The sequence below is a fragment of the Meiothermus sp. QL-1 genome (genome assembly GCF_003351145.1).
In the GTDB taxonomy this organism is placed as follows: domain Bacteria; phylum Deinococcota; class Deinococci; order Deinococcales; family Thermaceae; genus Meiothermus.
On the sequence record NZ_QQSV01000010.1, the window covers coordinates 1 to 15,905 of the forward strand.

Genomic DNA, 15,905 nt, shown 5'->3' on the forward strand with positions numbered 1-15,905 from the left:
CCCTCTGGATACGGGCGTACACCTGCCCTGGGTGTGGGACGCTCTTCCACCGGGACGTGGCCGCAGCGCTGAACATCCTGGCCAGGGCTCGGACGGAGCCTGCGGGGATGGATACGGCAAGGGCCGTTCCGTGAGAACCGAGAAGCCCCGTTCTTCAGAATGGGGAGTCGTCACGCTATGTTCATACAGCACAACCCGGGGTTCAGCGGCGTTCTATGCTTAGGGTGGTCATGGAAGCACTTCGGGACGAGGATTTGAAGCTGGCGGAGCTACTCGAGAGAATGCAGGCCGAGCTCGAGCAACCCATCCCCCGCCTAGAGCGCTTGCGCGCCGACCTGAAGAGCGCTCGAGCCATGCTCGAAGCCCGTAACCAGGCCCTTTTGCGCTCCCGCAATCCAGAGCTTGGAGAAGAGGACGGCCTCACCGGCTTGCTGGACCGCTCGGCCTTTGAGCGGGCGCTTCAGCGGGTCTATGAGGAAGGGGAGGCCTTCAGCCTGGTATTCGTCGAGGTAGACGGTTTTGCCCAGCTTGCCGGGCGCTTCGGGCAACTGGCCGACGAGGTCTTGCGGCGGGTAGGGCAGCTTGTGCGCAGGGTTTTGCGGGCCTCGGATGTGGCTGGCCGGGTGGGGGAGGCCAACCTGGCCCTCATCCTGCGCGGCATTAGCAACGACCGGGCCTTTGGGGTTTGCGAGCGGCTGCGGGTGGCGGTGCTCAAGTACCCCTGGCCCTCCTTACACCCCGAGCTTAGGGTCACCCTGAGCCTGGGTTTTGCCAGCCGCGGCGACGATTCCTCGGCCCAGCACGTGATGGAGCGGGCCCAGCGCTTTCTGGCTGAAGCCATTGAGGCCGGGCGCAACCAGACCTTTCCCGGCCTCTATTACTGACTGGGAGGAGCAAGCATGCAAGGCCGCATCCTCGAATTTTTCAAGCGGAAAACCGCTGCCTGGCCCCGCCACCACCTGGCCTTACTGGCGGCTTTGTTTTTTCTCGGCTGGCTCCTGGTAGAGCTGGTTCTAGGGCGCTAATAAAACGGCTGTACGCAAGTACAGCCGTTGCCCGGTTCGGGATTAGGCCCGGGCCTTCTCCGCCAGTATGTTCTTGAGCACGGTCTGCAGGATGCCGCCGTTTTTGTAGTAGTCGAGCTCCACCGGGGTGTCGATGCGGGCCTTGACCTGGAAGCGCACCTGGCTGCCGTCGGCGCGGGTGGCCACCACGGTGAGCATCTTGCCGGGGGCTAGGTCTTCCAGGCCCAGGATGTCGTAGAGTTCATAGCCGGTCAGGCCCAGGCTGGCAGCGCTTTGGCCCGGTTGGAACTCCAGCGGCAGCACGCCCATGCCCACCAGGTTGCTCCGGTGGATGCGCTCAAAGCTTTGGGCGATGACGGCCTTCACCCCAAGCAGATAGGTGCCCTTGGCCGCCCAGTCGCGGCTGGAGCCGTTGCCGTACTCGATGCCGCCGATGACCAGAAGGGGGGTGCCCTCGGCCTTGTACTGCATGGCCGCGTCGTAGACGAACATCTCCTCGCCCGTGCCCGGCTCGGCGCCCCGGTCGGACTTGGGCAGCTTCTTGGTGTAGGGGCCCTCTTTACCTCCCAGCATCAGGTTGCGGATGCGAATGTTGGCGAAGGTGCCCCGCATCATTACCTCGTGGTTGCCCCGGCGGCTGCCGTAGGAGTTGAAGTCGGCCGGCTCCACCCCGTGGCCCATCAGGTAGCGGGCTGCGGGGGAGTCTTTGGCGATGCTGCCCGCGGGGGAGATGTGGTCGGTGGTGATGGAGTCGCCCAGCAGGAGAAGGACCCGAGCCCCTTGAATGTCGGAAAGCTGGCGCGGGGCATCCAGGTTCTCGAAGAAGGGGGGGTTTTGGATGTAGGTGCTGTTGGGGTCGAACTGGTAAAGCTGGCCGGTGGGGGCAGACAGGGCCTTCCAGTGGGCGTCGCCCTCGAAGACCGTGGCGTACTGCCGGCGGAACATCTCGGGGTCCAGGGTTTTGTGGATGGCCTCGCGGATCTCCTCCTGGCTCGGCCAGATGTCCCGCAGGTAGACCGGTTTGCCGTTGGGGTCGAAGCCCAGGGGCTCGGTGTTGAAGTCGATGTCGATGCGGCCTGCAATCGCATAGGCCACCACCAGCATGGGGCTGGCCAGGTAGTTGGCCTTCACATCGGGGTTGATTCGGCCCTCGAAGTTACGATTGCCCGAGAGCACTGCCGCCACCACCAGGTCGCCCTCCCGCACTGCTCTGGATATCTCCTCGGGCAGGGGCCCTGAGTTCCCGATGCAGGTGGTGCAGCCATAGCCCACGGTGTGGAAGCGCAGGGCCTCCAGGAAGGGGGTCAGGCCGGCGGCGTCCAGGTACTCGGTGACCACCTTGGAGCCGGGAGCCAGGCTGCTCTTGACCCAGGGCTGGGTGTCGAGGCCTGCCTCTATCGCCTTTTTGGCCAGGAGGCCGGCCCCTAGCATTACCGAGGGGTTGGAGGTGTTGGTGCAGCTCGTGATGGCCGCGATGACCACCGAGCCATGCCGCAGTTCGAACTCCTCGCGGCCTCGCCTGACCAAGACCCGCTTATCGAGATGTTCTGGTTTTAGGCCAAAGCCGCGTTCCTTGGGGTCTTTGGTGAGGTGCTCGAGGAAGCTTTGCTTGACCTCGGAAAGGTTGACCCGGTCCTGCGGGCGCTTGGGGCCGGCCAGGGAGGGGGTGACGGTGGAGAGGTCGAGCTCGAGGTACTCGCTGTATACCGGAGCGGCGTCGTCGGTGCGCCAAAGACCGTTGGCCTTGGCGTAGCGCTCCACCAGGTCCACAAGCTCCTCCGGGCGGCCGGTGAGCCGAAGATAGGCCAGGGTTTCCTCGTCAATGGGGAAGTAGCCCATGGTGGCGCCGTACTCCGGCGCCATGTTGGCGATGGTGGCCCGGTCGGCCAAAGAGAGCTTGGAGACCCCGGGGCCGTAGAACTCCACGAACTTGCCCACCACCCCGTGCTTTCGCAGCATCTCGGTGACCCTGAGCACCAGGTCGGTGGCGGTGGCTCCCTCGGGCAACTCGCCCACCAGCTTGAAGCCCACCACCCTAGGTGCCAGCATGTAGTAGGGCTGGCCCAGCATCACCGCCTCGGCCTCGATGCCTCCCACACCCCAGCCCAGCACGCCCAGACCGTTGATCATGGTGGTGTGGGAGTCGGTGCCCACCAGGGAGTCGGGGAAGGCGTAGACGCGGCCGTCCTCGCCCTTCTGGGTCATGACCACCTGGGCCAGGTACTCCAGGTTCACCTGGTGCACGATGCCGGTGCCCGGGGGCACCGCGCGGAAGCCTTTGAGGGCTTGTTGGGCCCACTTGATGAGCCGGTAGCGCTCGGCGTTGCGCTGGTACTCGAGTTCCACGTTTTTCTCGAAGGCGTAGGTGGTACCGAAGAAGTCCACCTGCACCGAGTGGTCGATGACCAGGTCCACCGGTACCACCGGGTTGATCATCTCGGGGTCACCGCCCAGCCTGGCCACCGCGTCGCGCATGGCGGCCAGGTCGACCACCGCTGGCACCCCGGTGAAGTCCTGTAGGATGACCCGCGCGAGGATCAAAGGTACGTTTACCTCGCCCGGGTCGGGCTGCCAGTTGGCCAGACGGAGCACATCTTCCCGGGTTACCTTGTACTCGTCGTGGTTGCGCAGTAGGGACTCGAGCATGACCCGGATGCTGAAGGGCAACCTGGAGACCGGGGCAATGCCCTGGCGCTCCAGCTCCAGGATGTCGTAGTAGTAGACCTCTCCTGTTCGCGTAGAGAGGCTCTTGCGGGTTTTGAACTCGTCTCTGTATGCCATAGAAGCTCCTTTCACAGGTGGGGGCCCCAGCCGCTCGTGGCGGCTACCGGGTTACAGGCAGCGGCTTGCCCTTCCAGTTTAAAAGGGCAGGCGCGGTTTGCCTACGGGTTGTGGGGCTTTCTTCCTGCCTGGGCGGGTGCGCCCTACCTCAGACACCCCTATATTAGCGCAAGGGCGGCGGTGCTGCGAGTGGTTATCGCTTAGAGCATGCCCGCCAGGAAGCCCTGCTCCCGCACGGCCCGGATGAGGTCCATCACGGTAAGCCGGTGGGGGTCGTAGACTACCTCGAGCTGCCCCACCTCGGCGGGCTGCACCCCTTCCACGCCCTCGAGCTGCTCCAGGGCTTTGCGCACCTTCTCTACCTGCTCGGGGCGCTCCATGCCCCGCACGCCCAGCAAAACCCGGTTCATGTCCCCAATTCTAGCCCAGCGGCCCGCCTTGGCCGCTGGAAGAGCAGCAGCTCCAGCCCCAGCACCAGCGCGGCCAGCAGGGCCAAGGGGGGACCTAGGGAAAGGGTGAGGCCTGGGGGGAGGGGCTGGCTCGGAATGGGCCGGGGCAGCAGGGTCTCCTCGGCGCGCAGAAGGCCGCTCCTTTGCTCGCCTCGGGGGGCCACCAGGTTGTAAAGCAGCACAGGAAAAGCAGGGAGGTCCTGCAGGCTTTCCACCGGGGGCAGGTAGAGGCCGTTGGGGTGGTACCAGGCCAGGGCCTGGCCGGTCTCGCTCTGGGCCAGGGGCCGCCATCCTGGGGCCTGGGGGGCGGGGGGGATGCGCAGGCTGTAGCCCACCAGCTCCACCCCCCGCAGGTAGGGCAGGGTGCGCTCCACGTCGAAAACCGTGGCCTGGCCCGAGGCCTCCCGGGCGAAGAAGACGGTAAAGCGCGAGGGTTCGCGGCGGGGGGTGCCCAGCTCGAAAACCATCTCCCCGGGGCTGCCCCGGGCGGTGCCCAGCAGCCGCAGCACCCGCTCCAAGGCGGGGGCCTCCCCCGAGACCTCCACCCGGACCGCCCGGCGGGTAAAGCGGGCCTCGTCGTCCAGCCCCAGGCTGTCCTGGAGCAAAAGCCGGGCTTCAAGGGTGGCCTGGGGCACCTCAAGGCTGGCGAAGCCCCGGGCCGGGACTTCTAAAGGGTAGCGCCGTCCGTTCACCCATACCTCGCCCCGCCAGAGGCCAGGGCCTGCGTTGGCCACGGCCACGAAGCCGGGGCCTATGGCGCTGATGCCCACATTGGGCCCGTTGCCGGCCACGTTGAGGTAGCCGTCGCTGCCGGGTGGGGGAGGCTTGTCGCTGATGACCAGGCTGGGGGCCTGGGGCAGGCGGGCCTGGCCCTGGGCCAGGGCCTGCGCCAGGTCGGTGCTCTGGGCCCTGGGGGCCGCCTGCTCCAGCGCCGGAACCAGGCTGCTGCCTGGGGCCGGGCCGAAGACCTGCGGGGGGTCGCCGGGCAGCACCAGGACCGCCTGGGGGGCTTTTTGCAGGTGGGCGCGGGCCAGCTCCAGAGCCCGTTGGAAGCGGCTTGGGGGAAGGTCGGTGGCGGCCATGGAGGCCGCTGTGTCCAGCACCACTATCAGCGGGCCGGGGCGTTCTAGGGACAGGCTGGGGCCGGATAGGGCCAGAAAGCCCAGCAAGGCCGCCAGCAGGAGCAAAAGCAGCCGCAGGTCAAGCCGCCGCCGGGCCCGTCCCTTGCGCAGGGCTCTTTGCCAGAGCCAAAGCCCCGCCACCCGGCGCTCTGGGGGCCGCCGGCGGCGGTACCACCACCAGATGAGGCCCAGGGCGGGCGGGATAAGGACCAGCGCCCAGGGCAGGGCGAAGGCGAGCTGCATCTACCAGCGGACCTCGTAGAAGCTGCGCTGCACCAAGCTGCCGCCCTCCACCACCGTGTAGGAAAGCCCGGGGCCAAAGCGTTGGGAAATCCGCTCCAGGAAGTTGCCCAGGGCCCTGGCCAGCCTCTGCTCGAACTCCCCCCGCCCGAGGGTCTGGGGCAGTAGCCTGGCCGTCAGGGCGGCCTGCTCCCGCAGCATGGCCCCCTGGTCGCTGTAGCTGAAGCCCACGGCGTTGGCCGGCACCCGCACGCGGAAGCGCCGAAAACCCGGGTCGCGCCCCCAGGGGGGGTTGCGCAGGGCCTCGAGGGCGGCCTTGCTGGTGGCCAGCACCAGGCGGTCGGGCTCGAGGCGGTAGTAGAGGGTGCCCATCAGCCCCACCTCCACCGCCTTGAACCCCCCCTCGTTCCCCAGCACCCTGAAGCCCCCCCGCCCCTCGGGGGTGGCGAAGGCGGCCAGGCTTTGGAGGAGGGCCAGCAAGTTGGCCTCGGCGGTGGCGGGGTCGCGGAGTTCAACGTAGAGGAGGTTGTGCCCAAGCGGGCTTTCTCCTAGGGCATCGGGGGCAGGCGGGGGTCCTTTGGCCGTGACCAGGGCGAACCGGCTGCCAAACCCGCCCAGCTCGAGCCGGTAAGCCTGGCCAAACTCGCGCAGGATGCCCCCTAAGTAGGCGCCGAAGCGGCCCAGGTCGAAGACCCCCGTAAAGACCGCATACCCCTGCGGCAGTTCGGCGGGGTCGTAGGGGCGCCCCTGGGGCAGGAGCAGGCGGGCCAGGGCTGGGTCGGCTGAGGGGTTGAGCTCGAGGCGGACCTCCTCGGTATAACCGCCAGGGGTGAGCTGAAGGCGGTAGGTGAGCTGGCGCAGGGTGCGCAGGGCGCTGGAGGTGCGGGGCGGCAGCCCCAGCTCCTGCGGCAGGCTTTGCGGTAGGGTTGCCCAGAACACCACCTCCCCCTGCGCCGGGGCCCGCAGGCCCCGCCGGTTTTGCAGAAAGAGCTGGGCGTACCTGGGGCTGGCCGCAAAGAAGAGCTCGCGGCTAAACCCTAGCTGCACCTCCTGGTCGCCGCCCACCTGCCAGCCCCCCACGGTGCGCAGGCCCCGGGCTTCCTTGCGCAAAACCCTCAGCGCTGCAGGGCTGGGCCGCCCGATCAGGAAGAAACCATCGGGGTAGACCGCAGCGGCCAGCCCCCCTGCGGCGATGCCCAGCAGGTCCACAACCTCCCCCTCCTTCTGGCGCAACTCCCGGTTCAGCAGCCCTTCCAGGCCGCTTTGCCTGAAGTCGCTGGCCAGCCCCTGGATGTAGCGGCTGCCGCGCAGGTCGGCCAGGTAGAAGCCCGCCACCGCCCCCGGGGGGGCCAGTGAGACCAGGTTCTGGGCCAGGGCTGGGGCAAGCAGGAGAAGCACCCAAGCAATCCCACGGAGCATAGCCCCATAGTACAGCCCGGCCCGATTCCAGGGGTGAATGCCTCAGGCCTCGGCCTTGCGCTCCGCGATGATTTTCTGGGCCAGCTGGGGCGGCACCTCGGCGTAGTGGGAGAACTCGAGGCTGTAGGCCCCCGTGCCCTGGGTGAGCCCCGAGAGGGCGCGGCCATACTCCAAAAGCTCGGCCAGGGGCACCTCGGCGCTCACCACCGCCAAAGCGCCCTCCTGCTCCATTCCCAGAATGCGGCCCCGGCGGGCCTGGAGGTCGGAGAGGATATCGCCCACCCGCTCCTGGGGGGCGAACACCCTGAGGCGGTAGATGGGCTCCAGCAGGGTGGGGCTGGCCTGGGCCACCACGTTCTTGAAGGCGAGCTGGGCCGCGAGCTGGAAGGCCATGTCGGAACTATCCACCTCGTGGTAAGAGCCGTTGAAGACCACCGCCCGGAAGCCCATCACCGGATAGCCCGCCAAAGGCCCGCTCCTGGCGGCCTCCTTGATGCCGGCTTCCACCGCCTCCATGTACTTGGTGGGGATTACCCCCCCGGTAATCTCCCAAACAAAGGCGTAGTCCTCGTGCGGCTCCAGCCTGAGCCAGACGTCCCCGTACTGGCCGTGGCCGCCGGTCTGCTTCTTGTGCTTGCCCTGGCCCTCGGCCTTTTTGCGGATGGTCTCGCGGTAGGGCACCTTGGGTAGCCGGGCGATGACCCGCACCCCATAGCTGCCCAGGCGCTCGATGGCGGTCTCGAGGTGCAGCTCGCCCATGCCCCAAAGGACCTGCTCGCCGGTCTCGGGGTTGCGCTCGAATTTCAGGCTGGGGTCCTCCTCCAAAAGCTTGCGCAGGGCGTCGCCCAGCTTGGCCTCGTCGGCGCGGCTTTCGGGGAAAATGGCCCGCATTGCCACCGGCTCGGGCAGCCGGGCCGAGGGGAACTGGAGCCGCTCCCCCTGCCAAAGCGTCATGCCCTTGTGGAGCTGGTCGGCCTTGGGCAAGGCCAGGATGGTGCCGGCCTCGGCCTCCTCCAGCTCCAGCAGGTCCTTTCCCTTGGCAGTGTACAGGTGGGCCAGCCGCACCGGGCCGTTGTCGGACTGCAGGCTGTCGCCGGGCTTGAGCCGGCCCCGGTAGAGCCGGGCAAAGGCCACCTGCCCCATGAAGGGGTCCACCTGCACCTTGAAGACCTTGGCCGCCGGAGGGCCCTCGCCCCAGCGCTCCTCAGGGGCAGGCAGGGCTTCCAGGAAGAGGTCCAGAAGCATGTCCAGCCCGATTAGGGCTCCTGCTGAGCCGATGGCCACAGGGTAAAGCTGCCCCTTGCGCACGGCCTCGTGAAAGGCGCGTGATAGCGCGACCTCCTCCACCTCCCCCCCTTCCAGGTACTTTTCCAGCAGGCCCTCGTCGGTCTCGATGATGGCCTCCCGGGCCTCAAGGCGGTACTTCTCCACCCGCTCCCGCTCTGCTTCGGGGATGCTGGTCAGCACAGGCCGCCCCTTCTCGTAGCGGAAGGCCCGGCCATGCAGCACATCAATCAGGCCCACCCATGCCCCCCCCTCGCAAAGCGGCAGGTGGGCGGGCAGGATGGGGCCTAGGGTGGCCCGCAGGTCCTCCAGAAGGGCGAAGAAGTCGCCCCCCTTTTCCAGCTTGGTGACCACCACCATCCTGGGTAGCTCCAGCCGCTCGGCCACTGTCCAGGCCCGCTCGGTGCCAATCTGCACCCCGTTTTCCGCCGAGACCGCCACCACCGCTGCGTCGGCTGCCTCCAGGGCCCCGCGGATCTCCCCCACGAAGTCGGCGTAGCCTGGGGCGTCCAGCAGGTAGATGCGGTGCCCCCGGTACACAAGGGGCAGCACGGCGGTGCGGATCGAGATTCGGTGGGCCTTCTCCTCTGGGGTGTAGTCGGAGGTGGTGTTCCCTTCCTCCACCCGCCCCATCCGGTCTTTGCCTCCGGTGAAGAAGAGAAGGGCTTCGCCAAGAGTAGTTTTGCCGCTGCCGCTGTGCCCCACAAGGGCGACGGTGCGAATCATCTCCGACCTCCTTTGGTTGGGTTTCAGTATACGCCCGGGGAGAAAGCCGGTGTCCAGCCGCCGTGCAGACTTTGCACCAAGGCCTCGATAACCTGAAGGGGAGCCTCTAAAACGCTGAAAAAAGCCGCCCCCACAGGGCGGCTGGCGGAGTGGGAGGGATTCGAACCCTCGATACGGAGAACCCGTATACACGCTCTCCAGGCGTGCCCCTTCAACCACTCGGGCACCACTCCAGGGGCAAAGATGAGTCTAACGGGCCTTCTGGGGAGCGTCAAGCTGGTGTATACTGGTCCTCAGGCGAGGACCGGGAGGAGTAGGCCCGCTTGTCCCACAGAGAGGGCGCTCCGCGGCTGAGAGGGCGCCCGGGCTTCCAGCGGTCCGAAGGTCGCCCGCGAGCCTGCAGGAGGAAAGGCCAAGGCCGAGTAGAGCCTGCCGGGGGTGCCCGTCACAGCACTTACGAGCGCCTGGGCCGTAGCGCCCAGGAAGCGCGGTGGTACCGCGGGGTATGCCCTCGTCCGCGCAGCCAAGGCTGTGCGGGCGTTTTTTCTTGAGGTGAGGCCATGATCAAAAGCCAGGAGCTGCCTAAAGCCTACGATCCGCAGAAGGTGGAGCCGCGTTGGGCCGAGGAGTGGGCCAGAAATCCTCTAAAGCCCGAGCTGAACGCGGGAAAGGGCAAGGGGCCTTTCACCATCGTGATCCCACCCCCCAACGTGACCGGCAGCCTGCACCTGGGCCATGCCCTGGAGAACACCATCATCGACATCATAGTCCGCTTCAAGCGCATGCAGGGCTACGAGGCTTTGTACCTGCCCGGCACCGACCACGCCGGCATCACCACCCAGGTGCTGGTGGAGCGGGAGCTGGCCCAGGAGGGCCTCAGCCGTCACGACCTGGGGCGGGAGAAGTTTTTGGAGCGGGTCTGGGCCTTCAAGGAGAAGAACGGGGGGACCATCCTGCACCAACTGCGCCGCATCGGGGCGAGCTGCGACTGGAGCCGGGAGCGCTTTACCCTGGACGAGGGGCTTTCCCGTGCGGTGCGGCGGAGTTTCGTGCTGTACTACCACCAGGGGCTGGCCTACCGCGGCCAGCGCATCGTGAACTGGGACCCGGTGGCCAAGACGGTGCTTTCCGACCTCGAGGTCAACGTGGAGCCCACCCCGGGCAAGCTCTACACCCTGGCCTACCCCCTGGAGGAAGGGGGAGAGATCCAGATTGCCACCGTGCGCCCCGAGACCATCTTCGCCGATGTGGCCATCGCGGTGAACCCCGCCGACGAGCGCTACCGGCACCTGGTGGGCCGAAGGGCCCGGATTCCCCTTACCGAGCGCTACATTCCCATCATCGCCGACGAGGCGGTGCTCATGGACTTCGGCACCGGGGCGCTCAAGATTACCCCCGCCCACGACCCCACCGACTTCGAGATCGGCCAGCGCCACGGCCTCGAGATGCCCAGCGTGATTGACCTGGACGGCCGGCTTACCGGCGAGCGGGTGCCCGAGGCCTTCCGCGGGCTGGAGCGCTTCGAGGCCCGCAAGCAGGTGGTGGCGGCCCTGGAAGCCGCCGGGCATGTGCGCAGGGTAGAGGACTACACCATCGCCCTGGGCTATTCCGACCGGACCAAGGCCCCGGTGGAGCCCCTTTTGATGGAGCAGTGGTTCGTGCGGATGAAGCCGGTGGCCGAGAAGGTGCTGCAGGGGTTGGAGCGGGGTGAGATGCGCTTTGTGCCGGAGCGCTGGGAAAAGGTGAACCGCGACTGGCTCGAAAACATCAAGGACTGGGCCATCGCCCGCCAGCTTTGGTGGGGCCACCAGATACCCGCCTGGTACGACGAGGCGGGCAACATCTACGTCCCCGACCCCGACAACCCCGACCTCGACTGCGACAAGGACCCCCGCTATGCCCACCTGAACCTGCGGCGCGACCCGGACGTCTTCGATACCTGGTTCTCCTCGGCCCTTTGGCCCTTCTCCACCCTGGGCTGGCCCGAGGAGACCGAGGACTACAGGAAGTTCTACCCCACCGATGTGCTGGTGACGGGCTACGACATCATCTTCTTCTGGGTGGCGCGGATGCAGATGGCGGGCTACCAGTTCACCGGCAGGGCCCCCTTCCACACCATCGTGCTGCACGGGCTTTACCTGGATGCCAGGGGCCAGAAGATGTCCAAGAGCAAGGACAACGGCATCGACCCGCTGGAGCTCGTGGACAGGTATGGGGCCGATGCCTGCCGCTTCGCCTGGGCCTATCTGGCGACCGGGGGGCAGGACATCCGCCACGACGAGCGGCGCTATGAGCAGGGGCGCAACTTCGCCAACAAGCTTTACAACGCGGCCCGCTTCGTGCTCATGAACCGGGAGGCCGCCACGGGCTCCGATGCCCCCACCCTGGCCGACCGCTGGATGGCCTCGAGGCTCAGCCGCGGGGTTGCCGAGATCACCGAGGCCTACGAGGCCTACGACCTGGGCCGGGCTGCGCGGCTGGTGTACGAGCTGGTCTGGAGCGAGTTCTGCGACTGGTACCTGGAGGCGGCCAAGCCGGCGCTCAGAGCAGGCAACCGGGCCACCCAGCGCAGCCTGGAGTCCACCCTGGCCACGCTGTTGAAGCTGCTGCACCCCATCATGCCCTTCATCACCTCCGAGCTTTACGAGGCCCTCACCGGCGATGCCAAGCAGCTGGCCCTGCAGGACTGGCCCGCCCCGGGCGAGCGCGACGTGGAGGCCGAACGGGCCTTTGAGACCCTGCAGCAGGTGATTGCCGCCACCCGCAGCCTGAGGGCCGAGCTGGGCCTGGCCCCGCAGCAGGAGATTGCGGTGCAGCTTGAAGGGGAGGGGGCTGGGCTGGTGATGGAGAATCTTTCCCTCTTCCGCTTTTTAGCCAGGGCCGAGGCCCGGGTGGGCCGTCCAGCTAAAGCCCTGGCCCAGGTGACCCCCAGCGTCACGGTCTACCTCGAGCCGCAGGGCGACCTGCAGGCCTTCCTTGAGCGGCAGAAAAAACGCCTGGCCGAGCTGGAAAAGCTGGTGGCGGCAAGCGAGCGGAAGCTGGCCAACCCGGGTTTTGTAGAGCGGGCCGACCCTGCGGTGGTGGAGGCAGAGCGGGAGCGGCTTCGGGAAAACCAGGCCCAGCTAGAGCGCATTCGGGAGAACCTGGCCCGGCTCGGCTAGCATGGAGCGCTTCAGGCTTTCGCCGGGGGGGCGCCGACGGCTGGAGGCCCGCTGGGAGCGGTTGATGGGGGGCCTGGGGCTGGGGCCGGAGGTTCACGCTCCCCTGCTGCGCGATCTCCTGGCCCGCTACCGCGAGCCCCAGCGCTGCTACCATACCCTGGCCCACCTGGAACATATGCTCGCCTTTTTGCCCGAGGATCCCAGGCTGGAGCTGGCTGCCTGGTTCCACGACGCCGTCTACGACCCCACCCGAAGCGACAACGAGGAAAGAAGCGCCCGGCTCGCCCTATCCAGCCTGCGCCGGGCAGGGCTGGAGGCCGGGCTGGTGCAGAGCGTGGCCAGGCTCATCCGGGCCACCCGCACCCACAGGGCCGAGGACCTGCTTACGGCTTTGTTTGTGGAGGCCGACCTGGCCATTCTGGGGGCCGAGCCCGGGACCTATGCCCGCTATGCCCGGGCCATCCGCCAGGAATACGCCTGGATGCCGGAGGTTTTGTTTTTGAAAGGACGGGCAGCGGTGCTGTGGCGCTTTCTGGCTCGCCCCCGCATCTTTTGCACCGAGCTTTTCGCTGGGCTCGAGCCCCAAGCGCGGGAAAACCTAGGGCTCGAGCTTGCCCAGATCGAGCGCCTGCTAACCGGCGGCCATCTGCAAGAAGATCTGGTGTACCCGGGAATCGCTCGAAAGCTCGGGGTGGAAGGTGGAGGCCATCAGCCGGCCCGAGCGCACCAGCACGACTTCCTCGCCACGCCGGGCCAGCACCTCCACCCCCGGACCGGTGCTAAGGATGAGGGGGGCTCGGATGAAGAAGGCGTGAAAGGGGCGGTCTAGACCGCTGATTTCCAGGTCTTCTTCGAAGCTGTCCACCTGCCGCCCGTAGGCGTTGCGCTCCACACGGATGTCCAGCATTCCCAGGCGGGGCTGCTCGGGGTAGCGGGGCAGCTCCCTGGCCAGCCAGATGGCCCCGGCACAGGTACCCCAGACCGCGAGCGACCCCTCCGCGACCCGCTGCCGCACGGCTTCCTCCAGGCCGTACTCCCGCGCCAGCATCCCAATGGTGGTGGACTCCCCTCCGGGGACAATCAGGCCTTCCAGGCCCGCCAGGTCTTCAGGGAGCCGCACTTCTCGCGCCTCGACCCCAAGCGAGGCCAGCACCTCTTTGTGTTCGCGAAAATCGCCCTGCAGGGCCATCACCCCGATTTTCATGCCTCATATCATAGGGAAGGATGCCCTCAGGCGGGGGAGGTGGCCAGGGTTTTGACCGGGCCGTGCTGGCTTTCCTCGCTTTCGGCCTTGAGCAAGACCTTTTCGTTCTCTTCTCCTATGGCCTTCAGGAGCTGGGCTCGGGATACGAACTGCCCTCCCAGCATGTAATGGAAGCCCCGCTGCCCCAGCACCACCACGAAACGCACCCCCTGGAATTTGCGCACGAAGGTGTTGTGCTTCAAGGCAAAGCGGTGCATCCTGTGCAGGGCCTGGAGCTCCCGTTCCTGCCGTCGGCGCTCCAGGGTGGGCATCAGCCAGAGAAACACCAGTACAGCCATCAGCGCAGCACCGAAAAGCAGCAGGCCCAGGTGGGTCGGCGTCATACTCGTTACAAGTAAACCATAACCCGTAACGGGATTTGTAACAAAAGAACCATCCCCGAAAGGGGATGGCGCCGGGCTTCCTTCTCAACCCAGACGGGCCCGCACCAGGGCCACAATCTCGTCGATGGTCTCGGCCACCGGCACGCCGGCTTCAGCAAAGGCCTGGAGCTTGCTCTCGGGGGTGCCCACGTTGCCCATGATGATGGCCCCGGCGTGGCCCATCCGCTTGCCTTTGGGGGCGCTGCGCCCGCCGATAAAGCCCACCACCGGCTTTTTCACGTGCTCCTTGATGTAAGCAGCGGCGTCCTCCTCGTCCGAACCGCCAATCTCACCGCAGAGCACGATGGCCTCGGTCTCGGGGTCTTCGTTGAAGAGGGGCAGCAGGTCCTTGAAGGTGGTGCCGATGATGGGGTCCCCGCCGATGCCAATGCAGGTCGAGATGCCGTAGCCCGCGTCTGAAAGGGCCTTGGCGGTTTCGTAGGTCACGGTGCCGGAACGGGAGATAAGCCCCACCTTGCCCCGCTGGAAGACGCTGGCCGGCATGATGCCAAGCTTGCACTCGCCGGGGGTGATGAGGCCGGGGCAGTTGCCGCCAATCAGGCGCACGTTCCCCAGCGCCTTTATTTCCGCCACCGCCCGCACCATGTCCAAAGTGGGGATGCCCTCGGTGATGAGCACCACCAGCGGCACCCCAGCGTGGGCCGCCTCGAGCGCCGCATCGGCTGCAGCGGGGGCGGGGACGAAAATGATGGAGGCGTCTATCCTGTGCCGGGCCACCGCTTCTTTTACTGTGTCGTAGACGGGTAGGCCCAGCGCGGTCTGTCCCCCCTTGCCCGGGGTGACCCCGGCCACCACCTTGGTGCCGGCCTTGAGCATGGCCTCGGTGTGGAAAGCGCCTTCGCGGCCGGTGATGCCTTGAACCAGGACCTGGGTGTTCTTGTCGACTAGGATGCTCACTGGGCACCTCCTACCATGGCGATGATGGCCTTTGCCGCCTCGATCGAGGTGGGGTACATGTACACGGGTTTTCCCTGTAGCAGCGCCTTGGCCTCTTCTTCCGCGGTGCCGGCCACCCGCATGGCCACCGGCTTGGTCAAAAGCCCTTCCTCCAGGGCCCGGAGGACCCCCTTGGCCACCTCGTCGGCCCGGGTGATGCCGCCGAAGATGTTGATGAAAACCCCTTTCACATCGGGATCCTTGAGCACCACCTTGAGGGCGTTGTAGACCACCTCGGCCTTGGCCCCGCCGCCGATATCCAGGAAGTTGGCGGCCCGGCCCCCGCTGCGCTGGACCAGGTCCAGGGTGTACATCACCAGCCCGGCCCCGTTGCCGATGACCCCGATGTTGCCGTCGAGCTTGACGTAGCTGAAGCCGTAGTTGGAGGCCTCGACCTCCAGGGGGTGCTCGGCCTCGAACTCCCGCAAGGGGGTGAGCTCGGGGTGGCGGTAGAGGGCGTTGTCGTCCAGCACAATCTTGGCGTCGGCCGCCACCACCTCGCCGGTGTCGGTGATGACCAGGGGGTTGATCTCGGCGATGGAGGCGTCTATGCCCACGTAGGCCTGGTACAGCTTGACCAGCACGTCGGCCAGCTTGTTCAGGTTGCCCTCGAGGCCGGCCCGCTTGACCAGCTCGCGGGCCTCAAAGGGCCGCAGCCCGGTCTGGGGGTGGATGGGGTACTTGATCACCGCTTCGGGGCGGGCCGCGGCCACCTCCTCGATGTCCACCCCGCCTTCCTTGGATAGCATCAGCACCACCCGCTGGCTGGTCCGGTCCAGCACCAGTCCGGCGTAGTACTCCTTGGCGATGTTGACCGCCTTGGCCACCAGCACCTTCTTGGTGATGAAGCCCTTGATGTTGAGGCCCAGAATCTGGCCGGCCTTTTCGCGGGCCTCCTCAGGTGTGCGGGCTAACTTGACCCCACCGGCTTTGCCCCGTCCACCGGTGTGGACCTGGGCCTTGATGACCACCGTGTCGCCGTACTCGGCCGCGATCTGCTTGGCCTCGTCGGCGGTGAAGGCCACCTTGCCGGGGGGTACCGGGATGCCGTAGCGGGCGAGGATCTCCTTGGCTTGGTACTCGTGTAGGTTCACACTAGCCTCCTCTGGCCGTTTT

The 15,905-nt window shown here is 66.9% G+C and carries 13 protein-coding genes and 1 tRNA gene; 4 read left to right on the forward strand and 10 right to left on the reverse strand.

The window, feature by feature from the left end:
* The first annotated feature begins 8 nt into the window (after positions 1-8).
* The 3 genes from DV704_RS09855 (at position 9) to DV704_RS12415 (ending at position 1,025) form a co-directional block, all read left to right on the forward strand.
* Positions 9-134 carry a zinc ribbon domain-containing protein gene (locus tag DV704_RS09855; RefSeq protein ID WP_233498329.1) on the forward strand — a complete coding sequence of 42 codons (126 nt, stop codon included), beginning with the start codon at positions 9-11 and terminating at the stop codon, positions 132-134.
* Between the two features lie 96 nt (positions 135-230).
* Positions 231-884, forward strand: a complete 654-nt coding sequence (locus DV704_RS09860) for a GGDEF domain-containing protein (RefSeq protein ID WP_233498324.1) — start codon at positions 231-233, stop codon at positions 882-884.
* Between the two features lie 15 nt (positions 885-899).
* Positions 900-1,025: a hypothetical protein gene (locus tag DV704_RS12415; protein WP_255419452.1), complete on the forward strand. Its 126-nt coding sequence runs from the start codon at positions 900-902 to the stop codon at positions 1,023-1,025.
* A 42-nt stretch (positions 1,026-1,067) separates the two neighbouring features.
* Here the strand turns inward: DV704_RS12415 and acnA are convergent, their stop codons facing one another.
* The 6 genes from acnA to DV704_RS09890 all read right to left on the reverse strand — a co-directional run bounded on the left by acnA (position 1,068) and on the right by DV704_RS09890 (position 9,278).
* Positions 1,068-3,806 (reverse strand): aconitate hydratase AcnA, encoded by a 2,739-nt coding sequence (gene acnA / locus DV704_RS09865; protein ID WP_114799417.1) that lies wholly within the window; start codon positions 3,804-3,806, stop codon positions 1,068-1,070.
* A 200-nt stretch (positions 3,807-4,006) separates the two neighbouring features.
* Positions 4,007-4,216, reverse strand: a complete 210-nt coding sequence (locus DV704_RS09870; protein ID WP_114799418.1) for a heavy-metal-associated domain-containing protein — start codon at positions 4,214-4,216, stop codon at positions 4,007-4,009.
* Entirely contained in the window at positions 4,213-5,619 is a 1,407-nt protein-coding gene (locus DV704_RS09875) for a VWA domain-containing protein (protein WP_114799419.1), read from the reverse strand. Before DV704_RS09875 ends, DV704_RS09870 begins: the two co-directional genes overlap by 4 nt.
* A complete protein-coding gene (locus DV704_RS09880; RefSeq protein ID WP_233498325.1) occupies positions 5,620-7,014 on the reverse strand; it encodes a hypothetical protein in 1,395 nt (464 codons plus the stop codon).
* A gap of 63 nt (positions 7,015-7,077) precedes the next feature.
* On the reverse strand, positions 7,078-9,045 hold the full coding sequence (locus tag DV704_RS09885) for an elongation factor G (protein WP_114799421.1): 1,968 nt from the start codon (positions 9,043-9,045) through the stop codon (positions 7,078-7,080).
* A 142-nt stretch (positions 9,046-9,187) separates the two neighbouring features.
* Positions 9,188-9,278, reverse strand: a tRNA-Ser gene (locus tag DV704_RS09890).
* 327 nt (positions 9,279-9,605) lie between these two features.
* Between DV704_RS09890 and DV704_RS09895 the strand changes: the two genes are divergently transcribed.
* Entirely contained in the window at positions 9,606-12,206 is a 2,601-nt protein-coding gene (locus DV704_RS09895) for a valine--tRNA ligase (protein WP_114799422.1), read from the forward strand.
* 631 nt (positions 12,207-12,837) lie between these two features.
* On the opposite strand, the gene pdxT is transcribed toward DV704_RS09895, so the two are convergent.
* The 4 genes from pdxT to sucC all read right to left on the reverse strand — a co-directional run bounded on the left by pdxT (position 12,838) and on the right by sucC (position 15,883).
* Positions 12,838-13,410, reverse strand: a complete 573-nt coding sequence (pdxT, locus tag DV704_RS09905; protein WP_114799423.1) for a pyridoxal 5'-phosphate synthase glutaminase subunit PdxT — start codon at positions 13,408-13,410, stop codon at positions 12,838-12,840.
* A gap of 26 nt (positions 13,411-13,436) precedes the next feature.
* Positions 13,437-13,793 carry a hypothetical protein gene (locus tag DV704_RS09910; RefSeq protein ID WP_114799424.1) on the reverse strand — a complete coding sequence of 119 codons (357 nt, stop codon included), beginning with the start codon at positions 13,791-13,793 and terminating at the stop codon, positions 13,437-13,439.
* Positions 13,794-13,877: 84 nt separating this feature from the next.
* Positions 13,878-14,750, reverse strand: a complete 873-nt coding sequence (gene sucD / locus DV704_RS09915) for a succinate--CoA ligase subunit alpha (protein WP_114799425.1) — start codon at positions 14,748-14,750, stop codon at positions 13,878-13,880.
* Entirely contained in the window at positions 14,747-15,883 is a 1,137-nt protein-coding gene (gene sucC, locus DV704_RS09920) for an ADP-forming succinate--CoA ligase subunit beta (protein ID WP_114799426.1), read from the reverse strand. Before sucC ends, sucD begins: the two co-directional genes overlap by 4 nt.
* Positions 15,884-15,905: the final 22 nt, after the last annotated feature.

What these genes read in the sequence shown, in the direction of transcription:
- DV704_RS09860 (WP_233498324.1), top strand. Translation starts at nt 231, where the DNA reads ATGGAAGCACTTCGGGACGAGGATTTGAAGCTGGCGGAGCTACTCGAG.
- DV704_RS12415 (WP_255419452.1), top strand. Translation starts at nt 900, where the DNA reads ATGCAAGGCCGCATCCTCGAATTTTTCAAGCGGAAAACCGCTGCCTGG.
- acnA (WP_114799417.1), bottom strand. Translation starts at nt 3,806, where the DNA reads ATGGCATACAGAGACGAGTTCAAAACCCGCAAGAGCCTCTCTACGCGA.
- DV704_RS09870 (WP_114799418.1), bottom strand. Translation starts at nt 4,216, where the DNA reads ATGAACCGGGTTTTGCTGGGCGTGCGGGGCATGGAGCGCCCCGAGCAG.
- DV704_RS09875 (WP_114799419.1), bottom strand. Translation starts at nt 5,619, where the DNA reads ATGCAGCTCGCCTTCGCCCTGCCCTGGGCGCTGGTCCTTATCCCGCCC.
- DV704_RS09885 (WP_114799421.1), bottom strand. Translation starts at nt 9,045, where the DNA reads ATGATTCGCACCGTCGCCCTTGTGGGGCACAGCGGCAGCGGCAAAACT.
- DV704_RS09895 (WP_114799422.1), top strand. Translation starts at nt 9,606, where the DNA reads ATGATCAAAAGCCAGGAGCTGCCTAAAGCCTACGATCCGCAGAAGGTG.
- pdxT (WP_114799423.1), bottom strand. Translation starts at nt 13,410, where the DNA reads ATGAAAATCGGGGTGATGGCCCTGCAGGGCGATTTTCGCGAACACAAA.
- DV704_RS09910 (WP_114799424.1), bottom strand. Translation starts at nt 13,793, where the DNA reads ATGACGCCGACCCACCTGGGCCTGCTGCTTTTCGGTGCTGCGCTGATG.